This is a genomic window from Alkalidesulfovibrio alkalitolerans DSM 16529 (assembly GCF_000422245.1).
Classification (GTDB): Bacteria; Desulfobacterota; Desulfovibrionia; order Desulfovibrionales; family Desulfovibrionaceae; genus Alkalidesulfovibrio; species Alkalidesulfovibrio alkalitolerans.
Genome location: NZ_ATHI01000003.1, coordinates 88,074 through 107,373, shown reverse-complemented (window position 1 = coordinate 107,373; position 19,300 = coordinate 88,074). Strand labels below are relative to the sequence as shown.

At 64.8% G+C, this 19,300-nt stretch carries 21 protein-coding genes and 1 tRNA gene; 11 read left to right on the top strand and 11 right to left on the bottom strand.

What is annotated here, in order from left to right:
- Positions 1 to 38: 38 nt before the first annotated feature.
- Positions 39 to 257, top strand: coding sequence for a hypothetical protein (locus DSAT_RS01865; RefSeq protein WP_020885882.1), 219 nt, complete (start codon positions 39 to 41; stop codon positions 255 to 257).
- 309 nt (positions 258 to 566) lie between these two features.
- On the opposite strand, the gene DSAT_RS01860 is transcribed toward DSAT_RS01865, so the two are convergent.
- Together DSAT_RS01860 and DSAT_RS01855 are read right to left on the bottom strand one after the other, a co-directional pair.
- Entirely contained in the window at positions 567 to 1,325 is a 759-nt protein-coding gene (locus DSAT_RS01860) for a class I fructose-bisphosphate aldolase (RefSeq protein WP_020885881.1), read from the bottom strand.
- Positions 1,326 to 1,753: 428 nt separating this feature from the next.
- Positions 1,754 to 2,737, bottom strand: coding sequence for a DMT family transporter (locus DSAT_RS01855; RefSeq protein ID WP_020885880.1), 984 nt, complete (start codon positions 2,735 to 2,737; stop codon positions 1,754 to 1,756).
- A 239-nt stretch (positions 2,738 to 2,976) separates the two neighbouring features.
- Here DSAT_RS01855 and DSAT_RS01850 point away from each other — a divergent pair, with 239 nt between their 5' ends.
- The 4 genes from DSAT_RS01850 (at position 2,977) to DSAT_RS01835 (ending at position 5,892) form a co-directional block, all read left to right on the top strand.
- Positions 2,977 to 3,255, top strand: coding sequence for a phasin family protein (locus DSAT_RS01850; RefSeq protein WP_020885879.1), 279 nt, complete (start codon positions 2,977 to 2,979; stop codon positions 3,253 to 3,255).
- Positions 3,255 to 4,805: an ABC1 kinase family protein gene (locus tag DSAT_RS01845; protein ID WP_020885878.1), complete on the top strand. Its 1,551-nt coding sequence runs from the start codon at positions 3,255 to 3,257 to the stop codon at positions 4,803 to 4,805. Before DSAT_RS01850 ends, DSAT_RS01845 begins: the two co-directional genes overlap by 1 nt.
- A gap of 31 nt (positions 4,806 to 4,836) precedes the next feature.
- Complete coding sequence (locus tag DSAT_RS01840; protein WP_020885877.1) at positions 4,837 to 5,514, top strand: PHP domain-containing protein; 678 nt, start codon at positions 4,837 to 4,839, stop codon at positions 5,512 to 5,514.
- A 165-nt stretch (positions 5,515 to 5,679) separates the two neighbouring features.
- On the top strand, positions 5,680 to 5,892 hold the full coding sequence (locus tag DSAT_RS01835) for a hypothetical protein (RefSeq protein WP_020885876.1): 213 nt from the start codon (positions 5,680 to 5,682) through the stop codon (positions 5,890 to 5,892).
- Positions 5,893 to 6,084: 192 nt separating this feature from the next.
- Here the strand turns inward: DSAT_RS01835 and DSAT_RS01830 are convergent, their stop codons facing one another.
- From DSAT_RS01830 to DSAT_RS15720, 5 genes are all read right to left on the bottom strand, one after another.
- Positions 6,085 to 6,732, bottom strand: coding sequence for a redox-sensing transcriptional repressor Rex (locus DSAT_RS01830; protein ID WP_020885875.1), 648 nt, complete (start codon positions 6,730 to 6,732; stop codon positions 6,085 to 6,087).
- A gap of 88 nt (positions 6,733 to 6,820) precedes the next feature.
- A complete protein-coding gene (gene atpE / locus DSAT_RS01825) occupies positions 6,821 to 7,162 on the bottom strand; it encodes an ATP synthase F0 subunit C (protein WP_020885874.1) in 342 nt (113 codons plus the stop codon).
- Between the two features lie 54 nt (positions 7,163 to 7,216).
- Complete coding sequence (gene atpB, locus DSAT_RS01820; protein WP_020885873.1) at positions 7,217 to 7,912, bottom strand: F0F1 ATP synthase subunit A; 696 nt, start codon at positions 7,910 to 7,912, stop codon at positions 7,217 to 7,219.
- A 3-nt stretch (positions 7,913 to 7,915) separates the two neighbouring features.
- Entirely contained in the window at positions 7,916 to 8,251 is a 336-nt protein-coding gene (locus DSAT_RS01815; protein ID WP_052167306.1) for an ATP synthase subunit I, read from the bottom strand.
- 67 nt (positions 8,252 to 8,318) lie between these two features.
- A complete protein-coding gene (locus DSAT_RS15720) occupies positions 8,319 to 8,582 on the bottom strand; it encodes an AtpZ/AtpI family protein (RefSeq protein WP_020885871.1) in 264 nt (87 codons plus the stop codon).
- A 322-nt stretch (positions 8,583 to 8,904) separates the two neighbouring features.
- Here DSAT_RS15720 and DSAT_RS01805 point away from each other — a divergent pair, with 322 nt between their 5' ends.
- Entirely contained in the window at positions 8,905 to 11,319 is a 2,415-nt protein-coding gene (locus tag DSAT_RS01805; RefSeq protein ID WP_020885870.1) for a Lon protease family protein, read from the top strand.
- Here DSAT_RS01805 and DSAT_RS01800 read toward each other — a convergent pair.
- On the bottom strand, positions 11,303 to 12,475 hold the full coding sequence (locus DSAT_RS01800; protein ID WP_020885869.1) for an FUSC family protein: 1,173 nt from the start codon (positions 12,473 to 12,475) through the stop codon (positions 11,303 to 11,305). The genes DSAT_RS01805 and DSAT_RS01800 overlap by 17 nt on opposite strands.
- Before the next feature lie 301 nt (positions 12,476 to 12,776).
- Here DSAT_RS01800 and DSAT_RS01795 point away from each other — a divergent pair, with 301 nt between their 5' ends.
- The 5 genes from DSAT_RS01795 to DSAT_RS01775 all read left to right on the top strand — a co-directional run bounded on the left by DSAT_RS01795 (position 12,777) and on the right by DSAT_RS01775 (position 16,696).
- Complete coding sequence (locus DSAT_RS01795; protein ID WP_020885868.1) at positions 12,777 to 13,673, top strand: hypothetical protein; 897 nt, start codon at positions 12,777 to 12,779, stop codon at positions 13,671 to 13,673.
- 255 nt (positions 13,674 to 13,928) lie between these two features.
- Positions 13,929 to 15,704 (top strand): DEAD/DEAH box helicase, encoded by a 1,776-nt coding sequence (locus DSAT_RS01790; RefSeq protein WP_020885867.1) that lies wholly within the window; start codon positions 13,929 to 13,931, stop codon positions 15,702 to 15,704.
- A gap of 109 nt (positions 15,705 to 15,813) precedes the next feature.
- Positions 15,814 to 16,056, top strand: a complete 243-nt coding sequence (locus DSAT_RS01785) for a hypothetical protein (protein ID WP_040370563.1) — start codon at positions 15,814 to 15,816, stop codon at positions 16,054 to 16,056.
- Between the two features lie 36 nt (positions 16,057 to 16,092).
- Positions 16,093 to 16,371: a type II toxin-antitoxin system RelE family toxin gene (locus DSAT_RS01780; RefSeq protein WP_020885866.1), complete on the top strand. Its 279-nt coding sequence runs from the start codon at positions 16,093 to 16,095 to the stop codon at positions 16,369 to 16,371.
- Positions 16,340 to 16,696, top strand: a complete 357-nt coding sequence (locus DSAT_RS01775; RefSeq protein ID WP_020885865.1) for a helix-turn-helix domain-containing protein — start codon at positions 16,340 to 16,342, stop codon at positions 16,694 to 16,696. The genes DSAT_RS01780 and DSAT_RS01775 overlap by 32 nt, the downstream gene beginning before the upstream one ends.
- A 116-nt stretch (positions 16,697 to 16,812) precedes the next feature.
- Here the strand turns inward: DSAT_RS01775 and DSAT_RS01770 are convergent, their stop codons facing one another.
- The 3 genes from DSAT_RS01770 to DSAT_RS01760 form a co-directional block, all read right to left on the bottom strand.
- Positions 16,813 to 17,259: an ASCH domain-containing protein gene (locus tag DSAT_RS01770; RefSeq protein WP_235695908.1), complete on the bottom strand. Its 447-nt coding sequence runs from the start codon at positions 17,257 to 17,259 to the stop codon at positions 16,813 to 16,815.
- Positions 17,260 to 17,329: 70 nt separating this feature from the next.
- Positions 17,330 to 17,405 (bottom strand) — tRNA-Thr (locus DSAT_RS01765).
- Positions 17,406 to 17,551: 146 nt separating this feature from the next.
- Positions 17,552 to 19,135: a methyl-accepting chemotaxis protein gene (locus DSAT_RS01760; protein WP_020885864.1), complete on the bottom strand. Its 1,584-nt coding sequence runs from the start codon at positions 19,133 to 19,135 to the stop codon at positions 17,552 to 17,554.
- Positions 19,136 to 19,300 lie beyond the last annotated feature (165 nt).

Here is a 19,300-nt window from a genome sequence, read left to right as displayed (position 1 = left end):
GGCACCAAATCTTGCGAAACCAGCCAGGAGGAGACCGCATGCTGCGCACGCCCGACGAGGCCCGCTTCGTCTACTGTCCGCTTCTGACCACGCGCGACGACAAGCTGAAATTCTGCCAGGCCGCCATGTGCATGATGTGGCGCACGGCCGACGATTCGGCCGGTCCGGACGCGCCCGGATTCTGCGGCCTTGCTGGATCTCCGCTGCGGCTGCGCAAATCCGCCTCCGGGACCGGACCCGTTCGCGACGAAGATTGAGCGCGCCTCTTGACGTCGGAGTATCCGGACTTATTTTCTATCTTAGGAGTCAGGGTACAAAGTCGTCAGGCAACGTATCCAAAGAAACCGGAACACCGGCCGGAAGCACAGGACAAGAAAGCTTCCGGCCGGTTCTGCTTTTCTCGGGGCCGTTTAGTTGCCCCATCCTGCCAGACCGCATGCTCCACAGGTTGACCCCCGCGCCAGGCAAAAGACGCAAGAGCGCGCCGAACCCAACGCGTGTCAAAGAATAGCGAGGGCCCGGCGCGTTCGCGGCAACGCGGCGGCCGGAGCTTTTGTCGCGGCCTGCTATACTTTGTGCACGACCTCGATGACGGCATCGAGCCGGGCCAGCGGCTCGCCGTGCTCGAAGATGTTGCGGCCGATGCAAACCCCGGCCGCGCCCGTAGCCATGGCCTCGCCAAGCATCGCCAGGAAGGACTCGAAATCGGGCTGGGCCGGGCCTCCCGCCACGAGCACCGGCGCAGGCGAGGCGTCCACTGCCTCGCCGAAGGAGGCGGCGTGACCAGAATAGGGAGTGCATACGAGATCCGCGCCAAGCTCCGCGCCCACGCGGATACAATGCGCAATGAGGCTCGGGTCCAGTTCGTTGACCACGTTGCGGCCGCGCGGCAAGATCGTGGCCAAGGCCGGCAGGCCGAGTTGATGCGCCTCGTCCGTGATCTGCCCCAGGTCCGCGAGCATGCGGTCCTCGTATTCGTTGCCGATGTTCAGGTGCAGGCCCACGGCGTCCGCGCCCAGGCGGCAGGCTTCGGAGGGCGTGCAGACCACGGCCGTGGAATAGGACGGCTCGCCATGCTTGGTGCCGCCGGAAAGCTGCACGAGCATGGTCATCTCAAGCGGAATCTCCATGGTGTGCACGCGGGCGAAGCCCTTGTTCAGGACCACGCCCTGCACGCGGCGGGTGGTCAAGCCGTCCACGATGAGCGGCATGCGCGAGAGCCCCGGGAGCATGCCCTCGCGAGCGCCGTGGTCCAGGGCCAGGATGACGCTCTTGCTGCTGTCGGCGTCGAAAAGCTTTGCGAGGCGGCGAAGTGTTCCGATCATGCGTGCGGTGTCCTCGTGTGGATGAATTTGCCAGGCCGGGTACGGCCACGCACAGAATACCGCTTTGCGTCACGAATTCAAGGCGCGCAACCTCGGCAACCTACCCGCGATCTCTTTCCTGCCCCTTGACGATCGCTGATGTGATCTTATGTCTATAGTAAGGTTAAGGGAGCATTCGAAAACGCGCAACGGAGGGTTGGATCAAATAAATGCCTACACCCCATACGGCACCCGCACAGGTTGCGGGGCGGTTCCGGCCCAAAAGTGCGTCTTTTAAAAGGCCAGGTCGGAACGACCAAAGGCACGGGCGGACAATCCGCCTCAAGCGAGAGGGGCCATGGAACCAAACATCGTCGGCGGGCGTATCGCCCGCGAGTCCAGGCGGTAGGGCCGCGTCACAATGAGAAGGTGGCGCGGCCCTGGTGTTTTCATGACTTGGCGCGGGTATTCCTGGTCGCGCCCAGAAAGATCGCCGTAACAGCGAGCGCGACCCCGAGCATATCCATCATCTCGGCCCTGCGGCCGAAGAACAGCACGTCCCAGACGAAGGCCAACGTGGGCTGTAGAAGTATCGCCAGCCCTGCCGTGGAGAGCGCCACGCGCGGCAGGTTGGCCGCGATGAGCATCCAGCCCACACCCTGACCGAGCAACCCGTAGGCCAAAAGCGCCGCCAGGCTCACGCCGTCGGGGATGGCGAATCCCGAGCCGTCCAGATGCGCCAGCGGAGCGAGCATGAACGCCGTAATGAGCGAAAGCGCGGCCATGTTGCGCAGCTTGGATCCGAAATCCCGATCCGTCTGCAAACGGCGAAGCCCCACCAGAAAGACCGCGTAACACACGGCCGCGGACAGGCCGTAGAGCAGCCCGGTCAGCGATGCCTCGGGCGCGGCGGCCCAATCCGGCCCGAAAAGCAGGCCGATGCCGACGGCCGCGAACAACAACGAGACGACAAGGCGCGCCACGCCGCACTCGCCGAGCACTAGCACCCCGTAGGCCGCCAGAAGCACCACCTGGCTGTTGGCCAGGATGGTGGCCAGCCCCGGTCCCACGATGTGGATGGCGGCATGCCAGAAGGCCAGGTCCAGGGCGAAGGCCAGGGCGCACCCGGCTGCGAGCGGCAGCGCTGCCAGCCCGAACCAGGCGGCCAATCCCGCAACGCCGCTCTCCTGCGCCGGACCTTGGGTTTTTCCATCAACCCCCCGCCCGAAACCCTTGTGCAGAAGAGCTGCCGCCACGAGTCCGAGCCCGCCGAAGGCCATGCGGTAAAAGGCGGAGGTGGAGGGGCTGACCTGGGCGATCTTGACGAAGACTGGCGAGAAGCTGATGCAGACCGCGCCGAGCAAGAGCAGAGCGATGGCCGTGGCCTCCCCGGAGAGGGGAACGCAACGCGCGCTGGCTTTTTTTGGAGTCATGGCCGCTTTGGGCGCGTCGCGCCGGGGTTGAGTTTTTTTTACCCGAGCCAGGAGCTTTGAGCGAAACAGCCCCCTAGCACACTCCCCCGACCAAAGGCCAGCGGCCGTTTCGAGGTCGCCTAGCCCGGCGTGCCCGAGAAAATCCGCCCCGGTCTTGGCGCGGTCGTGCCTCCGTGCTACACGGCATGTTGCGAGACATCCCTTCTTTACGTCTCGCCGACACAACAAGGAGCATTACGATGATGAAGCCGACCGACTTGCTCTATCTGGGCCTTGGGGCCGCGACCATGGCCAAGGAGCGCCTGGAGGGCGTGTTCAAGGAATTGGAGAAGCAGGGCCAGATCAGCCGCGAGGAGATGGAGAAGTTTCTCGACGAGGTCAAGGCCAAGGGCGCCAGCGAGCGCGAATCCATGGAGAAGATGATCCGCGACAAGGTGCACGAGGCAGTGGCCGAAATGGGCCTGGCCACAAAGAAGGACATCGCCGAGTTGAAGGCCCTGCTCAAGAAGAAGTCCTGATGCTTCGCGCGTTCGGGCCGCTTCGCCTCTGGAAGGCCCTGCGCTTCCTGCTCACGGTGTTCCTGCTCGTCAAGCGGCGCGAGAGCTTTCTGGGCTTCTCGCCGCTCGCGCCGGACGAGCTTGGACGCTGCGTGCTCGAACTCGGCGTGAGCTTCATCAAGTTGGCCCAGGTGCTGGCCACGCGTCAGGACTTTTTCGGGCCGGATTACGTGGCCGCGCTGCGCACCATCCACGACGAGGTCGCGCCCATGCCGCCCGCCGACTTCGCGGCCGCCATGGCCCTGGCCTTTCCCGAGGGCCGCTCCTTTGCCGCCTTCGACGACGCGCCCCTGGCCTCGGCCTCCATCGGGCAGGTGCATCGCGCCGTGCTCGACGACGGTGCGGTGGTGGCCGTGAAGCTCAGGCGGTTTCGCATCGAGGAATTGGTCGCGGCCGACCTGCGGATCCTCAACGTGGCGCTCTCGCTCTTCACGCCGCTTTTCTCCCGCGCCACACGCAACTCGCTGGAGGCGGTGCTGCGCGAATTCGCGGCCATGATCCGGCGCGAGTGCGACATGTCCGTGGAGTTGGCCAACCTGCGCGCCTTCCGCGAGACATTTCGCATGGAGGGCGTACGCCTGCCCGCGCCCTATCCGGCGCTGAGCAACCGCCACGCGCTGGTCATGAGCTTCGAGGAGGGCTTCCGCATAGACGACCGGGCGGCCCTGGCGGACAGCGGCCTGGATTTCAGGCCGGTCATGGAACGGCTGATCGCCTTTTACACCGAACAGATGCTCGTCAAAGGGCTGTTCAACGCCGATCCGCATCCCGGCAACATCCTGGTACGCGCGGACGGCGACATCGTGCTGCTCGACTACGGCATGGTCAAGCGGCTGCGGGCCGAGACGCGCGTGGCCATGATCGAAGTCGTCAAGGCCGCCAACGACCGCGACTTCGACCTCTACACGGCCGCCTGCAAGCGGCTCGGCGTGGTCACGGCCGACGCGCCGGAGGAGGAGGTGCGCGAATTCGCCGAGCGCATGTTCGCCATCTTCGGCAACGAGGCGCTCACGGCCAGGACCATGCAGAACCTAGCCTTCGAGGTGCTCGCCTCCATGCGCAGCCTGCCCTTCAAGTTGCCGCAGGACGTTGTCTACGTCATGCGCGCCTCGTCGCTAGTGGAAGGCCTGGGCACCATCTACATCGACAATTTCAACGGCATCAAGGACGTGCTCCCGGTCCTGAAGGACAACCTGAAGCGGGCGCTCGGGGCCGAAGCCGGACTCTTCCCGACGCTTATCGGCGAGGCGCGCTCCCTGCCGCTGACGCTTCGGCGCGCCAAACAGGTGCTCACGGACCTTTCCGAATCGCAACTTCGCGTCAGGCTGGCCGACGAAACCGTGGAACGGCTGGCCAACGAGGTCTTCCTTCGCCTGCGACCCGTCGCGATCGGCGCGCTCGCCGTGCTTGCGGCCTTTCTCGTCCCTCTGCTCGGCCTGCCCCATGCCGTGCCGCTGTCCGTCGCCCTTTTCCTGTTCGGGGTCTGGCGCGTCCTGGCCGGGCTTCGTTGACAGCAAGGCCGCAAGGAGATAGCCGCGAACCATGCGTATCGACTGCCACGTCCACACCGCACGCCACTCCGCCTGCTCGGACATCGATCCGGCCCAGGCTTGCCGCCTAGCCCTTGCGCGCGGCCTCTCCGGGCTCGTCTTCACCGAGCACCATCATCAGTGGGAGGAATGCGAGCTCGAATGCCTGCGCCAGGACTTTCCCGGCCTTGGACTCTACACGGGCGTGGAGCTCACCTTGGCCGAAGGCCACGACATGATCGTCATCACCGACGCCGTGCGCCTGACCTTGCCGCCCTTCAGCCCGTTTTCCGCCTTGCGCGCGGCGCTCGCCCCGGTGCGCGAGCGGGCGTTTTGCTTCGTGGCCCACGCTTTTCGCTACGTGAACCACCTGGAACCTCGTGCAAAGCCCTTGTTCGAGTGGGCCGACGGCATCGAAGTCTTGTCCGTGAACATCCTCAAGACCGGCTGGGAATGGCGCGAGGGCCGCTGCCTTCCCGACAACGCCCGGCTCTACCAGTCAGCGGCCACGCGCTTCGGGCTCACGCCCATCTACACCACCGACGCCCACCGCGACTTCGTCATAGGTTCCATCGCCTCGGATCTACCCGGCCCCGCGCCGCAAGACACCGACGCCCTGGTGGCCCTGCTCAGACGGGAAACGCCCCAGGAATTCCAGGACCGCAGTCTGCTTGGCGCGTTCCTCTACTGAGACGCCGCCCCACCCACCCGTGCGCTGGCGGACGGCAGGAAGCGGCCAAACGGCGTCGGCGCGTTACGGGAGCATGAAATCTTCTGGCTAGACATCCCCGCAACTTTACAGCGGGGTCGGGTGGATTTATAGGATGCAGCGAATCGCGATACGCCGAGGCCTGTCATGTCCGTGCTGAAGACCATGCGCTGCCCCGAGTGCGGCAACAACGCCCCGCACCGCTTCCATTCCTGCTTCCATACCTTCACGTCGCACGATTTCTGGGCCTGTCTGACATGCGGCCACCGGATGTACCGCTGCCCCCAGTGCAGGGAATTCACGTCGCGCAAGGGCTCCACGTGCTGCGACGGATGCGCCGCCACGCGCCGGGCTGTCTAGGGACGTTCCCAAATCCCGTTTGCCGCGATGCCGCAATAACCTCGAATCCTGTGCGATGTTCACACGGTCGCGGGCGCATGCACCGACCAACGCGACGTAACTAGCCGTCCAAGGTCGCAAGAATGCAAATCTCCCCGGAAACAAAGTAGGATACGATGCGGCCAGAAAAAAGGCCGCTTCAGGAGACGCGGATCAGTCTTCGCGGTCCTTGAGGGTGATGTTGAAAGCCACGTTGAAGAAGTGGTGGAAAAAGTCCACGTACTCGACGGTGATGTGGTCGGGCACGTTGATGCGGGTGGGCGCGAAGGTGATGATGCCCTTGATGTTCGCGTCCACGAGATAATTGGCAGCACGCTGGGCGCGCTCGGGCGGCGTGGTGATCACGCCGATCTCGATATTCAGCTCTTTGACCTTCTCGGGAAGGCGCCGTGAGCAGATGACTTCGAGCCCGGAGACGACCTCGCCGATCTTGAAGGGGTCGCAGTCGAAGGCTCCGGCGATGTGGAAGCCGCGTTGTTTGAAAACTTTGTGCCGCAAAATGGCGCGACCCAGGTTGCCCACGCCTACCAGAGCGCAGTTCCAGGTGCGGTCCACGCCCAGCGCCTTCTTGATGGAACTGTTCAGGTCCTGGACGTAATAGCCCACCCCGCGCACGCCGAACTCGCCGAAGTACGCGAGATCCTTGCGTATTTGAGACGGATTGACATCGCAGATGCGAGCCAGGTGCTCGGAGGAGATGACTTCGACGTTGTCGTTGCGAAGACTCTCCAGAACCTGCACGTAGATGGCAAGCCTCTGGATTGTGGCTCTGGGGATGTGTTCGCTCTTAAGATTGCTCACTGTCTTCGCGCTCTTTGTGAAATTGAGAACATATTAAGCACAAAAAGGGGAGGCCCGCAAGGGCCTCCCCCCGGCTGAGCGCGATTTTTTAGCCGCCCAGGGTGACGCCGCCGACCCAGGGGTTGGCGAAGATGAGGATCAGGTTGACGACCAGGGCGTAAATGGCCAGGGACTCGATGAAGGCCAGGCCCAGAATCAGGGTAACGGTCAGCTTGCCGCCGGCCTCGGGGTTGCGGGCGGTGCCTTCGCAGGCGGCCTTCAGGCCCATGCCCTGGGCGATGCCGCAACCGGCGGCGGCCAGAGCCATGCCAAGGGCGGCGGCCCAGGAGGTGGCGGCGATGACGGTGGCGGCGCCTTCGGCGGCGAACGCCGTGGAAGCGAAGGCCACCATGGCCAGGGCAGCGGACAGGACGATCAGCATCTTGCGCATGGATACTCTCCTTGAAACGTTATTGTGTGTTGGTCTAGGACCATTTCCCCAAATCTAGTGCGCGTGCTCCAGCGAGCCCTTCAGGTAGATCATCGTCAAGATGAAGAAGATGAAGGCCTGGATGGTCTTGGCGAGCCCGAAGAGGAAGTACATCGGGATGGTCGAGACCACAGGAGCCAGCGTGAACAGGATGACGAGCGTGATTTCCTCGCCGCGGATGTTGCCGAACAGACGCAGCGTCAGCGACAGCGGCCGGGCGCAGTGCGAAATGATTTCGAGGATGATCATGAGCGGAGCGAGGAAGGCTATGGGCCCCATGAAGTGCTTCACGTAACCCAGGCCGTGTTCCTTGAAACCCCAGTAGTTGTAGTAGAGGAACACGAAGATGGCCATGGCCGCGTTCGTGTTGATGTTCGCGGTGGGCGCGTCGAAGCCGGGAATCAGGCCCGAAATGTTCATGAACCAGATATAGATGAAGAGCGCGCCCAGAATGGGGAAAACCTGGCGGCCCTTCTCGCCGATGTTGGCGACGACGAAATTTTCGAGACCGCCAATGATGGTCTCGAAGAAGTTCTGCAGCCCCGAGGGCACCATGGCGATCTTGCGCGTGGCGGCCAAGCTCATGAGGATGATGACCAGCATGATGAACCACGTGAAGAGCACGTGGGCGGGCACATGCAGACCGACGGCGTGCGCCAGTTCGGGGATGATGAGAAGCGGATGCGGAAGTCCTCCAGCAGCGACGGCCATGCCTTACGCCTCCTTCACTTTTTGCCCGGCGAGCCGGGTCGCGCCGAAAGCAAGCGCGGTTGCGACCACCGTGGTCAAACCGGCCAGCAGGCCGGACAGGGGAACCTGAAGCCAGACGATCAAACCGTAAAGCGCGACGCCGGTCAGCCCCAGGCGAAGGTAGAAGCGCATAAGTTGCGCCCCCACCGCGCCGTACCGCTCATGGACGGCGATCTGGGCGAACCGGGCCAGGTGATAGAAGTTCACGGTCACGATCAGGGCCCCGGCCGCGAAGGCCAGACCCCACATGCCCGTGGCGGCGAGAAGCAGCGAAAGCCCGGCGGCCAGGGTGATCTGCATCGTCACGAGACGACGCACCTCCTGGTGCCGAAACCCCCGCCTGTACAGCGCGGATTCGATTCGACGACTAACTCCCGTCAGCATCGGGCCGCCCCTTCTCCGCCTTTTGCAACTTGCGCGCTTCCTCGTACATGTTCTTGAACCCCGCCGCGATTCCGGCCACGAGCCAGAACAGCATGATCCAGGGTTTGTAGCACCAGCCGAGGTCGCACAGCCAATCTTCCAGGAAATATCCAATCGCCAGCCCCACGAAGGTGCAGCTCACCAAGTGAATGCCCATGGTGGCCGCATTGGCGAGAATACCCCAGGCTCCTGAATCCTTCTTGGTCACAACCGGCCTCCCCTTGGGGATTTCCGGGAGCAACCCCCTCCCCGGACCGGACCGCGTCGCCGCCTCGACGACATCGTGCTCACGGTCCACACGTGATTCGTTCTCGAATTCACAAGTAGGAAGACGCCCTACCACGGCCCCCATACCAAGTCAATCGCCGGACACCCAAAAAATCGCCCCGGGACCTTCATGGGCCATCATCGGAGAGACTTTGTGACGGACGTCTCAAATTCCTGCCGCCGCCTCGCCGGCTGCGGCAGACCGTGACATTCGGCGGCAAAGCACTTACCTTGCGGATCACGATTTCGCAAGCGAGGTTCCCATGCCACTTCCCAAACCCCTGCCCGTCGCCCGGCTCGCGGCGCGCATCGATCCGGCCAGGATTTCCCACACCGACTCCACGGACATCCCGCTTTCGGGCAAGTCGCCGGGAAACCAGCCCCGCGCCTCCCAGGCCTTTGAACTCGGCTTGGCCATCCGCGGCGGCGGCCACCACATCTTCGTCGCCGGCGAACCGGACCTCGGCCGGACCTATTTCGTACGCCGTCTGTTGGGACCCCGAGCCGCAAAGCTTCCCGCCCCGCCCGATTGGCTCTACCTGAACAACTTCGACGACCCCGACAGACCATTGGCCGTGTCGCTGCCCGCAGGACTTGGTCGCCGCTTCAAGGCCGACATGAACAAGGCCGTAACCGCGCTTCTGGGCGACATTCCGGCCCGGCTCGAACAGGACTCCTTCCACAAACAGCGCGAGGCCATCGTCTCCGGCTTCACCACGCGACGAGAGGCCATCTACCGCGACATGGAACGGCTGGCCGAAGAACAGGGCTTTACCCTGGCCTTCGACGACACCGGCGGCATGACCCTGATGCCGCTGTGGGAAGGCAAACTCGTGGGCCAGGCCGAATTCGAGCGCCTGGAGCCCCGCGTGCAAAACGCCCTGCGCACCGCGCGCGACGCCCTGCTTTCCGTGCTCATGAAGATGCTCCGCCGCATTCAGGCTGAGGAAAAGGATCTGCGCGAGGACGAGACGGACCTGGAAAAATCCCTGGTCCGCGCGGCCCTGGACGAACACCTGGGGCCGCTGGCCAAGACCTACGCGACCCATGAGCCCCTGGCCCGCTGGCTCGACGAGGCGGCCGGGCACGTGCTCGACAATCTCGACCAGGTGCTGCCGCGCGAAGAGGACGAGCGCCCCGAGGGCCGCATCGATCCCCGCCACGAGCGTAGCGGCGACGATCTGGCCGCGCGGCTTCAAGTCAACCTTTTCGTGGACAACTCGGCCTTTGCGACCAAGGGCGGCGCGCCCGTGGTCATCGAGGACCACCCCACCTACTTCAACCTGCTCGGCCTGATCGAGCGCGAATCAGAACTCGGCGCGCTCTCCACCAACTTCACCCTGATCAAGGCGGGCAGCCTGCACAAGGCCAACCACGGTTACCTCGTGCTCCAGGCCGAGGACGTGCTGGCCTACCCCTCCGCCTGGGAAGGGCTTTTGCGAGCGCTTCGCACCGGCCAGATCCGCGTGGAGGACCCCTCCGAGCACGACCAGCCGCGCACGCGCACTGTGGAGCCCGAGCCCATCCCCCTGTCCCTAAAGGTCATCCTCATCGGCACTGACGAGGTGCACGAGGCCCTCTTGACCCACGATCCCCGCTTCCGCAAACTCTTCAAGATCAAGGCCCACCTGCAGGACACCGTTCCCCGCTCGGCCGCCTGCATCAAGGGATTCCTGCGCGAGGTGGGCGAGATCGCACGCGACGCGGAACTCTTGCCCTTTTCACGCGAGGCCCTGGCCGGGCTCGTGGATTTCGGCTCGCGTCTGGCCGAACACCAGAAAAAGATTTCGCTTCGCTACCCGCAGGTGCGCGACCTGATGATCGAGGCCTCTGCCCTGGCCATGATGGCGAGCGAGGAGACCGTGTCCGGCGAGACGCTGCGCCGCGCCGAGGCGGCCCGCGATTTCCGCGCCAACCTTTATGAAGAGGAATTTTTGCAGGAATACGACAAGGGCGTCATCAAGGCCCCCACCTCGGGCGCGGCCATCGGCCGGGTCAACGGCCTGGCCGTCTCCTACTACGGCGACTACGCCTTTGGCCTGCCTCACCAGATCGCCTGCACCGTGGGCGTGGGCGAGGGCGGCATCATCGACCTGGAGCGCGAGGCCGAGCTTGGCGGCCCCATCCACACCAAGGCCATGATGATCCTCAAGTCCTACCTCCTGGACCGTTTCGCGCACGACAAGCCGCTCATTTTGTCCGGCTCGCTGTACTTCGAGCAGTCATACGCGCACGTGGAGGGAGATTCGGCCTCCGGCGCGGAGTTGGCGGCGCTCCTCTCGGCCCTGGCCGAAGCGCCCATCGACCTGGCCAAGGCATTCACCGGCGCGGTCAACCAGTCGGGCCACATCATGGCCGTGGGCGACGTGACCAGAAAAATCGAGGGATTCTTCGAGGTCTGCCGCCGCAGGGGCTTGAGCAAGGGGCAGGGCGTGCTCATCCCGGCCGACAACGTGGACACCTTGATGCTCAAGCCCGAGGTCGTGCGGGCCGTGAAGAACGGCAGCTTCTCCATCTGGCCGGTGCAAAGCATCGAGGAGGCGCTGGAACTTTTGACCGGAATTCCGGCGGGCAGGCGCGGCAAGCGCGGCTTTCCGCACGGCTCGCTCATGCGCCGCGCGGATGAGCGACTGAAGACGCTGGCCGAGAAGGCCATGAGCTTCAAGCGCCGCCGCTGACCAGATCCTCGCGGGCCAGGAAGTCGGCCAGGGCGTGCAGCGCGCCGTAGAAGGCGTAGAACTGGCTCAGCTTTTCGAGCGACAGCCGCCGGGTGATGCCCTGCGCGCGCAATTCTGCCAGCCGCGCGTCACAGCGCTCCAGGGCCGCGAACAGGGTCGCTCGCCACGGCTCACGAGACGTCTTTGCTCCGGTTTCAGATGACGCTGCGTGGGACGAAGCGTGCGGCGATATGTCGGACCATCCGAATCTCATTCCGCTACCCGCCCCGGCTTTTCCCATCTGCGAAGCGACCTCGCAAGCCTTGCGGGCCGCTAGGCCGCGCACCTTCAGCGCCTCGGCCGCGGCCTCGCCCAGGGCACGCAGCTCGGGTTCGATGAGAAAGCGCACCCCCTGGCCGTGCGGCACCGAGAGGGCGTGCGCCATGCCGTGCAATCCCTCGTGGATGCGTTCGGCACTCGCCACCGCCGCCAACGTCTGCCGCTTCTCGGCCGCAACGAGCCAGGATTCGCTACGCAACGCCTTGCCCAGGAACTCGCGCGCCTGGGCGAAAAGCCTGTCCAGTCGGCCCATGTCGGCGGACTCGCCGCGGCGCTGCATGTCGAGAAAGGAATCCAGGAGAAAATCGCACAACCGCGCCGCTTCGGCGTGGTAGTCGTGCAGCGTCTCGCCCAAGGCCCTGGAGGCGCGGTCGGGGAAAACCAGCAGCGACACGATCAGGGCGCAAAGCACGCCGATGACGATCTCCAGGGTGCGCTCCAGGGCGAAGGCGAAGCTGTTCTCCTCCCCCAGACCCGCGAGATAGACGATGGCCACGGTGATCGCGGCCATACGGAAATAACCGCTGTAGCTGATGAGGAAGGCGCACACGAAAACCGTGGCGAAAAGCCCGGCCAGCGACCAAGCGAAAGTCTCGGGCACCAAGGCCAGGGCGGCGACGCCCACCAAGCAGCCGATGACAGTGCCCGCCACGCGCAAGGCGGCCATCTGCACGGTGTCGGCCACGTAGACCTGGACCACGATGACCGTGGAGACCACGGCGATGTAGGGATAGAGCAACCCGGCCCAGGTGGCGCAGACGTAGGAAAGCGTGGCGGCCAGGGCCACCTTGGCCCCCTGGCGCAGGTTGAAGGGCAGGGTTTCAACGAAACGGTTCATCACACGACCTCGGCGGTCCTGGGCACGGAGTCGATCATATATAATCCTGTCTCCGTGCGGCGGCATTCGCCGTGCTCGTCGGCCATCCTTCCGCCAATGTCAACCGCCCGCCATCGCTTCGTCGCCCGAACCCTCCCTTGGCGGTCCGGGTTGATGCCAGACGCCATTCCGCAGCCCGTTCCGGGGACGCCAGATGCAAGGCGCTTTCGCGGCAACGCGGCGGGTGGCGCTTTTTGGGGCTGTTGCGGCCGTGTGCCCCTTGTTGTAGTTCTGGTCCCGTGAACAGGAGTCTTTCCACGCCATGAGCCGAGAACTCGTCGACGTGGCGATCAACGTCCTGGGCAAGCCCGCCCAGACCACGCTCGCCCTGGTCTCCCTGCTGCGCCACAGCGGCCATCGCATCGACAAGGTGTTCTTCATCGAGGAGAACAACCCCATCAACGATAACTACGCCCATTCGGCGCTGCTCGACCTGCTCGGCGACCGCGCCCTGCGCTTTCGCCCCAGGCTGTGCAACTGGCGCTATCCCATGAACGCCGCGCGCATGGGCGACGCCTCCTACCGTCACGCCCTGCGCTACCAGTACGCCTTCGAGCGCACTGACAAGCGCCTGCTCCTGCTCATCCACAACGACTGCGAATTCGTCGGCGACGCCGTGGGGCTTTTGCAGGCGGCCATGGAGGGGCAGGCGGGCGCGGGCGAGATCGGCCAGTGCCATCTCTGCCCGGCCATGCACCTGGGCCGCTGCGGTCCTGGCCGCTACCGGGAGTACAGGCCGGATTTCAAGGAGCTTTGCGGGCTGTACGCGGCGCTCGACCCCGCCATCTATCGCCGCCGCTACCTGGACGAGCCGCGCGAGGATCTGCGCAAGCGTCCCTGGCCGCTGCCCGAATGCCGCCTGAACGAGTTCTGCTGCCTGATCGACGTGGCCGAAACGCTGCCCCTGACCATGCCGCGGGGGCCGGCCGTGCCGTTCGGGGCCTACCTGGACCTGGGCAACCCCGAGACCGGCAACGGCGTGCTCGACATCGGCGTGGCCTGGTTCCGCGACATGGTCCACCTGGGGATGTCCTTTCGCCACGTGCCGCTGGCCAAGGTGGTGCGCCACGACGTGGGCTGGACCTCGCTCTTCGACGAGGATCTCTACACCCGGCGCGAGCAACGCGCCCTGGACATCCTGGCCGCGAAATATTCCTGAGCGGGCCGCAGGCTGGAGCGGATTATGGCAGCTATTTTAGCAGGCGTTTTCCTCCCTTTTCGTGTGGCAGGCCAAAGCAATCGGTGATATTCTTGAAAATAGTTTCGATTTTTGCGCCCGCCGGGCCTGAGTCTGCGGAAAACCCGGCATTTGGCGCTTTACGGCCGCGCCCTGGGAGCGTATAGCCCGGCCTCCACCGCCGGACTTTCTCCCGCCACGGCCGCGAACCGGCCGCACGAATCACAAGGATACCATATGGAACCGCTCAAATTCGACGACCTCGCCCTGTCCACGGAAACGCTCAAGGCCATCAAGGACATGGGGTTCGAGGAAGCCTCGCCCGTCCAGGCCCTGGCCATCCCCTTCCTGCTTCAGGGCCGCGACGTCATTGGCCAGGCCCAGACCGGCACCGGCAAGACCGCCGCTTTCGGCATCCCCATCCTGGAGGCCATCGACCCGGCCGATCGCCGCGTGCAGGCCATCGTTCTCTGCCCCACGCGCGAGTTGGCTATCCAGGTGGCCGAAGAGATCAACGCCCTGGCCAAGTACCGGCGTGGGGTCAGCGTCCTGCCCGTGTACGGCGGGCAGCCCATCGACCGCCAGTTCAGGGCTCTCAAGCAGGGCGCGCAGGTGGTTATCGGCACGCCGGGCCGGGTCATGGACCACATGGAGCGCGGCACGCTCAAGCTCGACGCGGTACGCGTCGCCGTGCTCGACGAGGCCGACGTGATGCTCGACATGGGCTTTCGCGAGGACATCGAGCACATCCTGAGCGCCGTGCCCGAAGAACGGCAGACCGTGTTCTTTTCGGCCACCATGCCGCCCGAAATTTTGCGCCTGGCCAAGCAGTTCCTGCGCGACCCGGCCATGGCCAAGGTCTCGCCCAAGGAGCTGACCGTGCCAGGCGTGGAGCAGATCGCCTACGAGGTGCACCGCTCCGCGCGCCTGGACGCCATGTGCCGCGTCATCGACGTGACCAACCCCAAGCTGTCCATCGTCTTCGCCAACACCAAGCGCGGCGTGGAGCAGATCGGCGAGCACCTGCAGGCGCGCGGCTACCTGGCCGATATCCTGCACGGCGACATGAGCCAGGCCCTGCGCGACCGGGTCATGAACAAGTTCCGGGCCGGGACCATCGAGATCCTCGTGGCCACGGACGTGGCAGCGCGCGGCATCGACGTGGACGACATCGAGGCGGTCTTCAACTACGACATCCCAAGCGACGTGGAGAACTACGTGCACCGCATCGGCCGCACCGGCCGGGCCGGGCGCACGGGCCGGGCCTTCACCTTCGTCTGGGGCAAGGAATTTTACAAGCTGCGCGACATCCAGCACTACACCAAGGCGCGGGTGGTGCAGCAGCGCGTGCCCAGCCTCTCGGACGTGGAGCAGGCCAAAACCGCCAAGTTCCTCGGGCTCGTGCGCGAGACCATCGCCACGGGCGGCCTGGACAAGCAGCTTCGCCTAGCCGAGAGCTTCGTGGAGCAGGAAGAGGCGTCCTCGCTGGAGCTTGCCGCCGCGCTGCTCAAGATGCTCATGGGGCCGGAGGCCGAGGCCGAGGAGAAAGGGCCGCGCCAGGGCAGCCACGATTTCGGCGACACCGGAGCGCAGCCGGGCATGGTGCGGCTCAGGCTCGACGTGGGCCGCGCGCACGACGTACAGGTCAAGGACGTGGTCGGGGCCATCGCGGGCGAGACGGGGCTTCCCGGCCGCCTCATCGGCAAGATCGGCATCTTCGAGCAGGCGACCTTTGTGGAAGTGCCCGAGGAATACGGCGCGGACGTTTTGAAGATCATGAACGGCAACCAGATTCGCGGCAACCGGCTGCATGTGGAGCCAGCCGCCCCGAACGACGGCCTGATGTCCGACATGCCCCGCCGCGACGGGCGTCCGGGGGGCTTTGCCCCCCGCGGCGGCAAGCGGCCTTTCGCGAGCAAGGGCGGTTATGGCGGCGCGGGCGGCAAGGGCAAGCCGGGAGGCAAGCCCGGCGGCAAGCGTCCCTTCCCGCCCAAGGGCGGCCGGGGGGATTAGCCGCTCCACGGCATCGCCAACGGTCTCAATTTCTCAGGCCGGCCAAAAGGTTCCAGATGCAAGGCGCAAGATACGTTCAAACCCTCGCGTATTTCGCATACGCGAGGGTTTGAACTTTTCACAGCAACGCAGCAGATGGGATATCTGGGGCGGCCTGAGCGCTCCGGCCTTAGCCGGAGCGCTCAACCTCGGAATTAGGGCCAGCGTTGGCCAGAAGCGCTATGCCCGCGCGCTGCGGATCGACGAGAAGCGCCGCGTCATGGCCCGGTGGGACAGGCTCTTGGCCCGCGCTATCGACGAAAGGCCGGAGCCCGGCAAGGTCATTTTGATCCGCACAGCGGGCGGGGGTTGACCATGTACCATTTATTAGTACATGGAAGAGGCAGGTATGCAGTGGACGGTTGAAATCACCCCCAAGGCGCACAAGGGTCTTCGCAAGCTGCCCGAGCAAGTGCGACGAGCATTGGTCCTGCTCATGGCGGACATTGAGGAGGGCGGGCCGGTGCGGGGCGACTGGCCGAATTATTCCAAGCTGGCCCCTGGCCGCCACCACTGCCATTTGAAGAAAGGCAAGCCGACCTACGTCGCGGTATGGGAAGAAAGCGACCGGGGTATCCGGCTTGTGGAGGTGACGTATGCAGGAACGCACGAGAAAGCCCCGTACTGACGCCGTGGCGCTGTGCTTCACCGGCCCCAAGGGCAAGGCAAAGGAAGCGCGTGCGGTCATGCTGGCGCTCGGATTCACGGAAGGCGAGAAGGCCGTTCCCTGGCGCGAGGCCCTGGGCTACTCCGATGATGAACTGCCCGGCGTCTTTCTTTCGGGCGCGAGGTATCGGGAGGGCATGACGCAGGAGGAGCTTGCCGCGAAGACCGGCATTCCCCGGCGGCATATTTCCGAAATGGAGCATGGCAAGCGGACCATCGGCAGGCAGAACGCCCGCAAGCTGGCCGAGGCCCTGGGCGTGGACGCCCGGCGTTTTCTGGCCGTGTGAGGCGTGGAGCACGGCAAGATCGGCTGCGAAGAAGGTTATGCGCGCGTTGAAATTGACTGGAAAAGACTTCTCGCGTCGCAATCAGGCATACTGGGAGGGCATCGTTTTCGAGAGGTTCAAATCCGAAGTTGCGGACCATTCCAGTCCCAGGGTTGAAGCTGTCCCTTGACGGGCACGGGCTCGACCATTCTGGCATTGGCGAGCACCCATGCCCATTGCCCGTCGCACGCCCCGTCCTCAAAATCCATGTATGCTGCATCTGCATCGTCCATCGTGAGAGGACGGCAGTCCACCATGTCCACCACGCAGACAGCGCATCCACACGGCAGAGGCACCCCGTCGTCGTCCAGAAACACGGGCTTGGCCGTGGCGCAGATCACGAGCGGCCCACGGTATTTCCATGGGCGAGACCGTATCTCGATTGTCTTGATACCCTCAGCAATGAGTTGCGCCCAAGGTTGACGTACAGAGAGAGCTTTCATGGGCTTTGCATAGCTTATATCGGCATCCAATATCCAATAAAACGGCTGCGCACTCGCGCGGACTTTCAGCGGAACGGACACCTGGATGGACACCTTGAGGCCGAAAAAAGAAGAGGAGGCTGCGGATTTCTCTGCAACCTCCTGAGTTCTCTGGAGCCAGCTGGGGGACTTGAACCCCCGGCCTGCTGATTACGAATCAGCTGCTCTACCAACTGAGCTAAGCTGGCATGACAAGGGAGGTTTACCTATCCATTCCCCGCCCGGCAGTCAAGAGGCGCGAGGCACGATCACGGCCGCCGCGCAGTTCGCATACGCGAGGGTTTGAACGTGTCGCTACAACGCGGCAGATGGGGCTTTTTCGGCAACCTGCCCCCTACTTGCACCTGTCCGCGTCCTGGCCGGACGACGTGGCCTTGAGATCGGCCACGACCTGGTCGAGTTCCACGGTCAGCCGCACCAGCCCTTCCACCGCGTGCTCGGCCTCTTCCATGGCCTGGGCGCTCGTCTCGGCCTCGCGCGCGATGTCCTCGATGGAGCCCGCCACGGCCTCGCTCGACGAAGACTGCTCCTCGGCCGCCGCCGCGATGCCCTGCACGCTATCCGCCGTCTTCTCGGTCAGCCCCACGATCTCGGCCAGCACACGGCCCGACTCGTCCATGCGTTTGGTGTTCGTTTCGATGGCCCCCACGGCCGCGTCGGTGCCCGAGACGCTGCGCGTGACGCTTTCGCGGATTCCGGCCACGGCCTTGGCCACCTCGCCCGTGGCCTGCATGGTCTTCTCGGCGAGCTTTCTGACCTCGTCGGCCACCACGGCGAAGCCCCGGCCAGCGTCACCCGCGCGCGCGGCCTCGATGGCGGCGTTGAGCGCCAGCAGATTCGTCTGGTCCGCGATATCGGTGATGACCGAGGTCACCGCGCCGATGCCTTCGGCTTGGCGGCCGAGCTCGCCCATGTCGGCCTTGAGGTTCGCGGCCTGCTTGGCCACGCCCTCCATGCCGCGCCGTACCTCGGTAACGGCCGCCGCGCCCTCCTGGGCCCTTTGCCGGGCGTTGTCGGCCAGACCGGCGGCCGTGGACGCGCCCTTGGCCACTTCCAGGATGGCCGCGTTCATCTCGCCCATGGAGACCGCCACCTGCGAGGCGGCGTCGCGCTGCCGTCCCACGGCCTCGCCCGCCTGCGACACCTGGGCGCGCAGCGAGGCGGCCGAGTCGGTCAGATCGCGCGAGACGGACGTGGCCTTGGCCGCCGCCGCGGTCATCAGATCGTTCTGGGCGCAGATGCGCGCCTCCTGCTCCTTGATGGTGGTCATGTCCAGATACAGGCACAGGCCGCCGATACAGCGGTTGTCCAGGTCGTAGAGGGGGAAGACATTGGCCAGCACGTGGCGTTGTCCGCCCTTGTGGCCCGTTATGGTGACTTCGAGATTGCGGAATATCTGGCCCTCGCGGATGGACTTGCCCACAGCGGTCTGACGGCCCGGATCGTTGTAGAAGATTTCGGCCAGGGTGCGGCCGAGCTGCTTTTGCGGCGGACCGTCGATCTGGACCATGTCCATGCAGGCCTGGTTGGTGGCCACGGCCTTCTCCTGTGCGTCCACGAGCAGATAAGGCATGGGCAGGCCGCCCAGGATGCCGGAAGTGAGCCCCTTGGTGCGCTTCATCTCGGCCACGAGGTCCGCCAAGGCGGCTGCCGTGCGCGTGACCTCAGCGGGTGCTCCCGCGAGCTCCGGCGGCTTCGTCGAGAAATCACCCGCCGCCACGGCCGCGACATGGGTCGAAACCGAATCCAGGGAACGCGAAAGTCCTACCGCGGTCAGAAGCCCGGCGCCAAGGAAGAGAACCACGGCCACGCCCCATGCCCCGAGCGGCGCGAGGGTATCCCCGGAGGCCCAGACAATGGCGAGGAAAACAACGGCCGCGATGGATTGCGTGATCAACAGACGTCCGGCAATACGCATGATCCCTCCTGCCCGCGTTGACCCGGCGCGGATTTGTCATTTCATTAATTCTATAATGGCACACAACCTTGCCCGAGTGAAGCCGCAAAGGGGCCCCAACGCAGGGAGAAGCAATAAATGCCCCGCATGAAGTCCGAGATGCGCAAAACGCCAATGACTCGCACA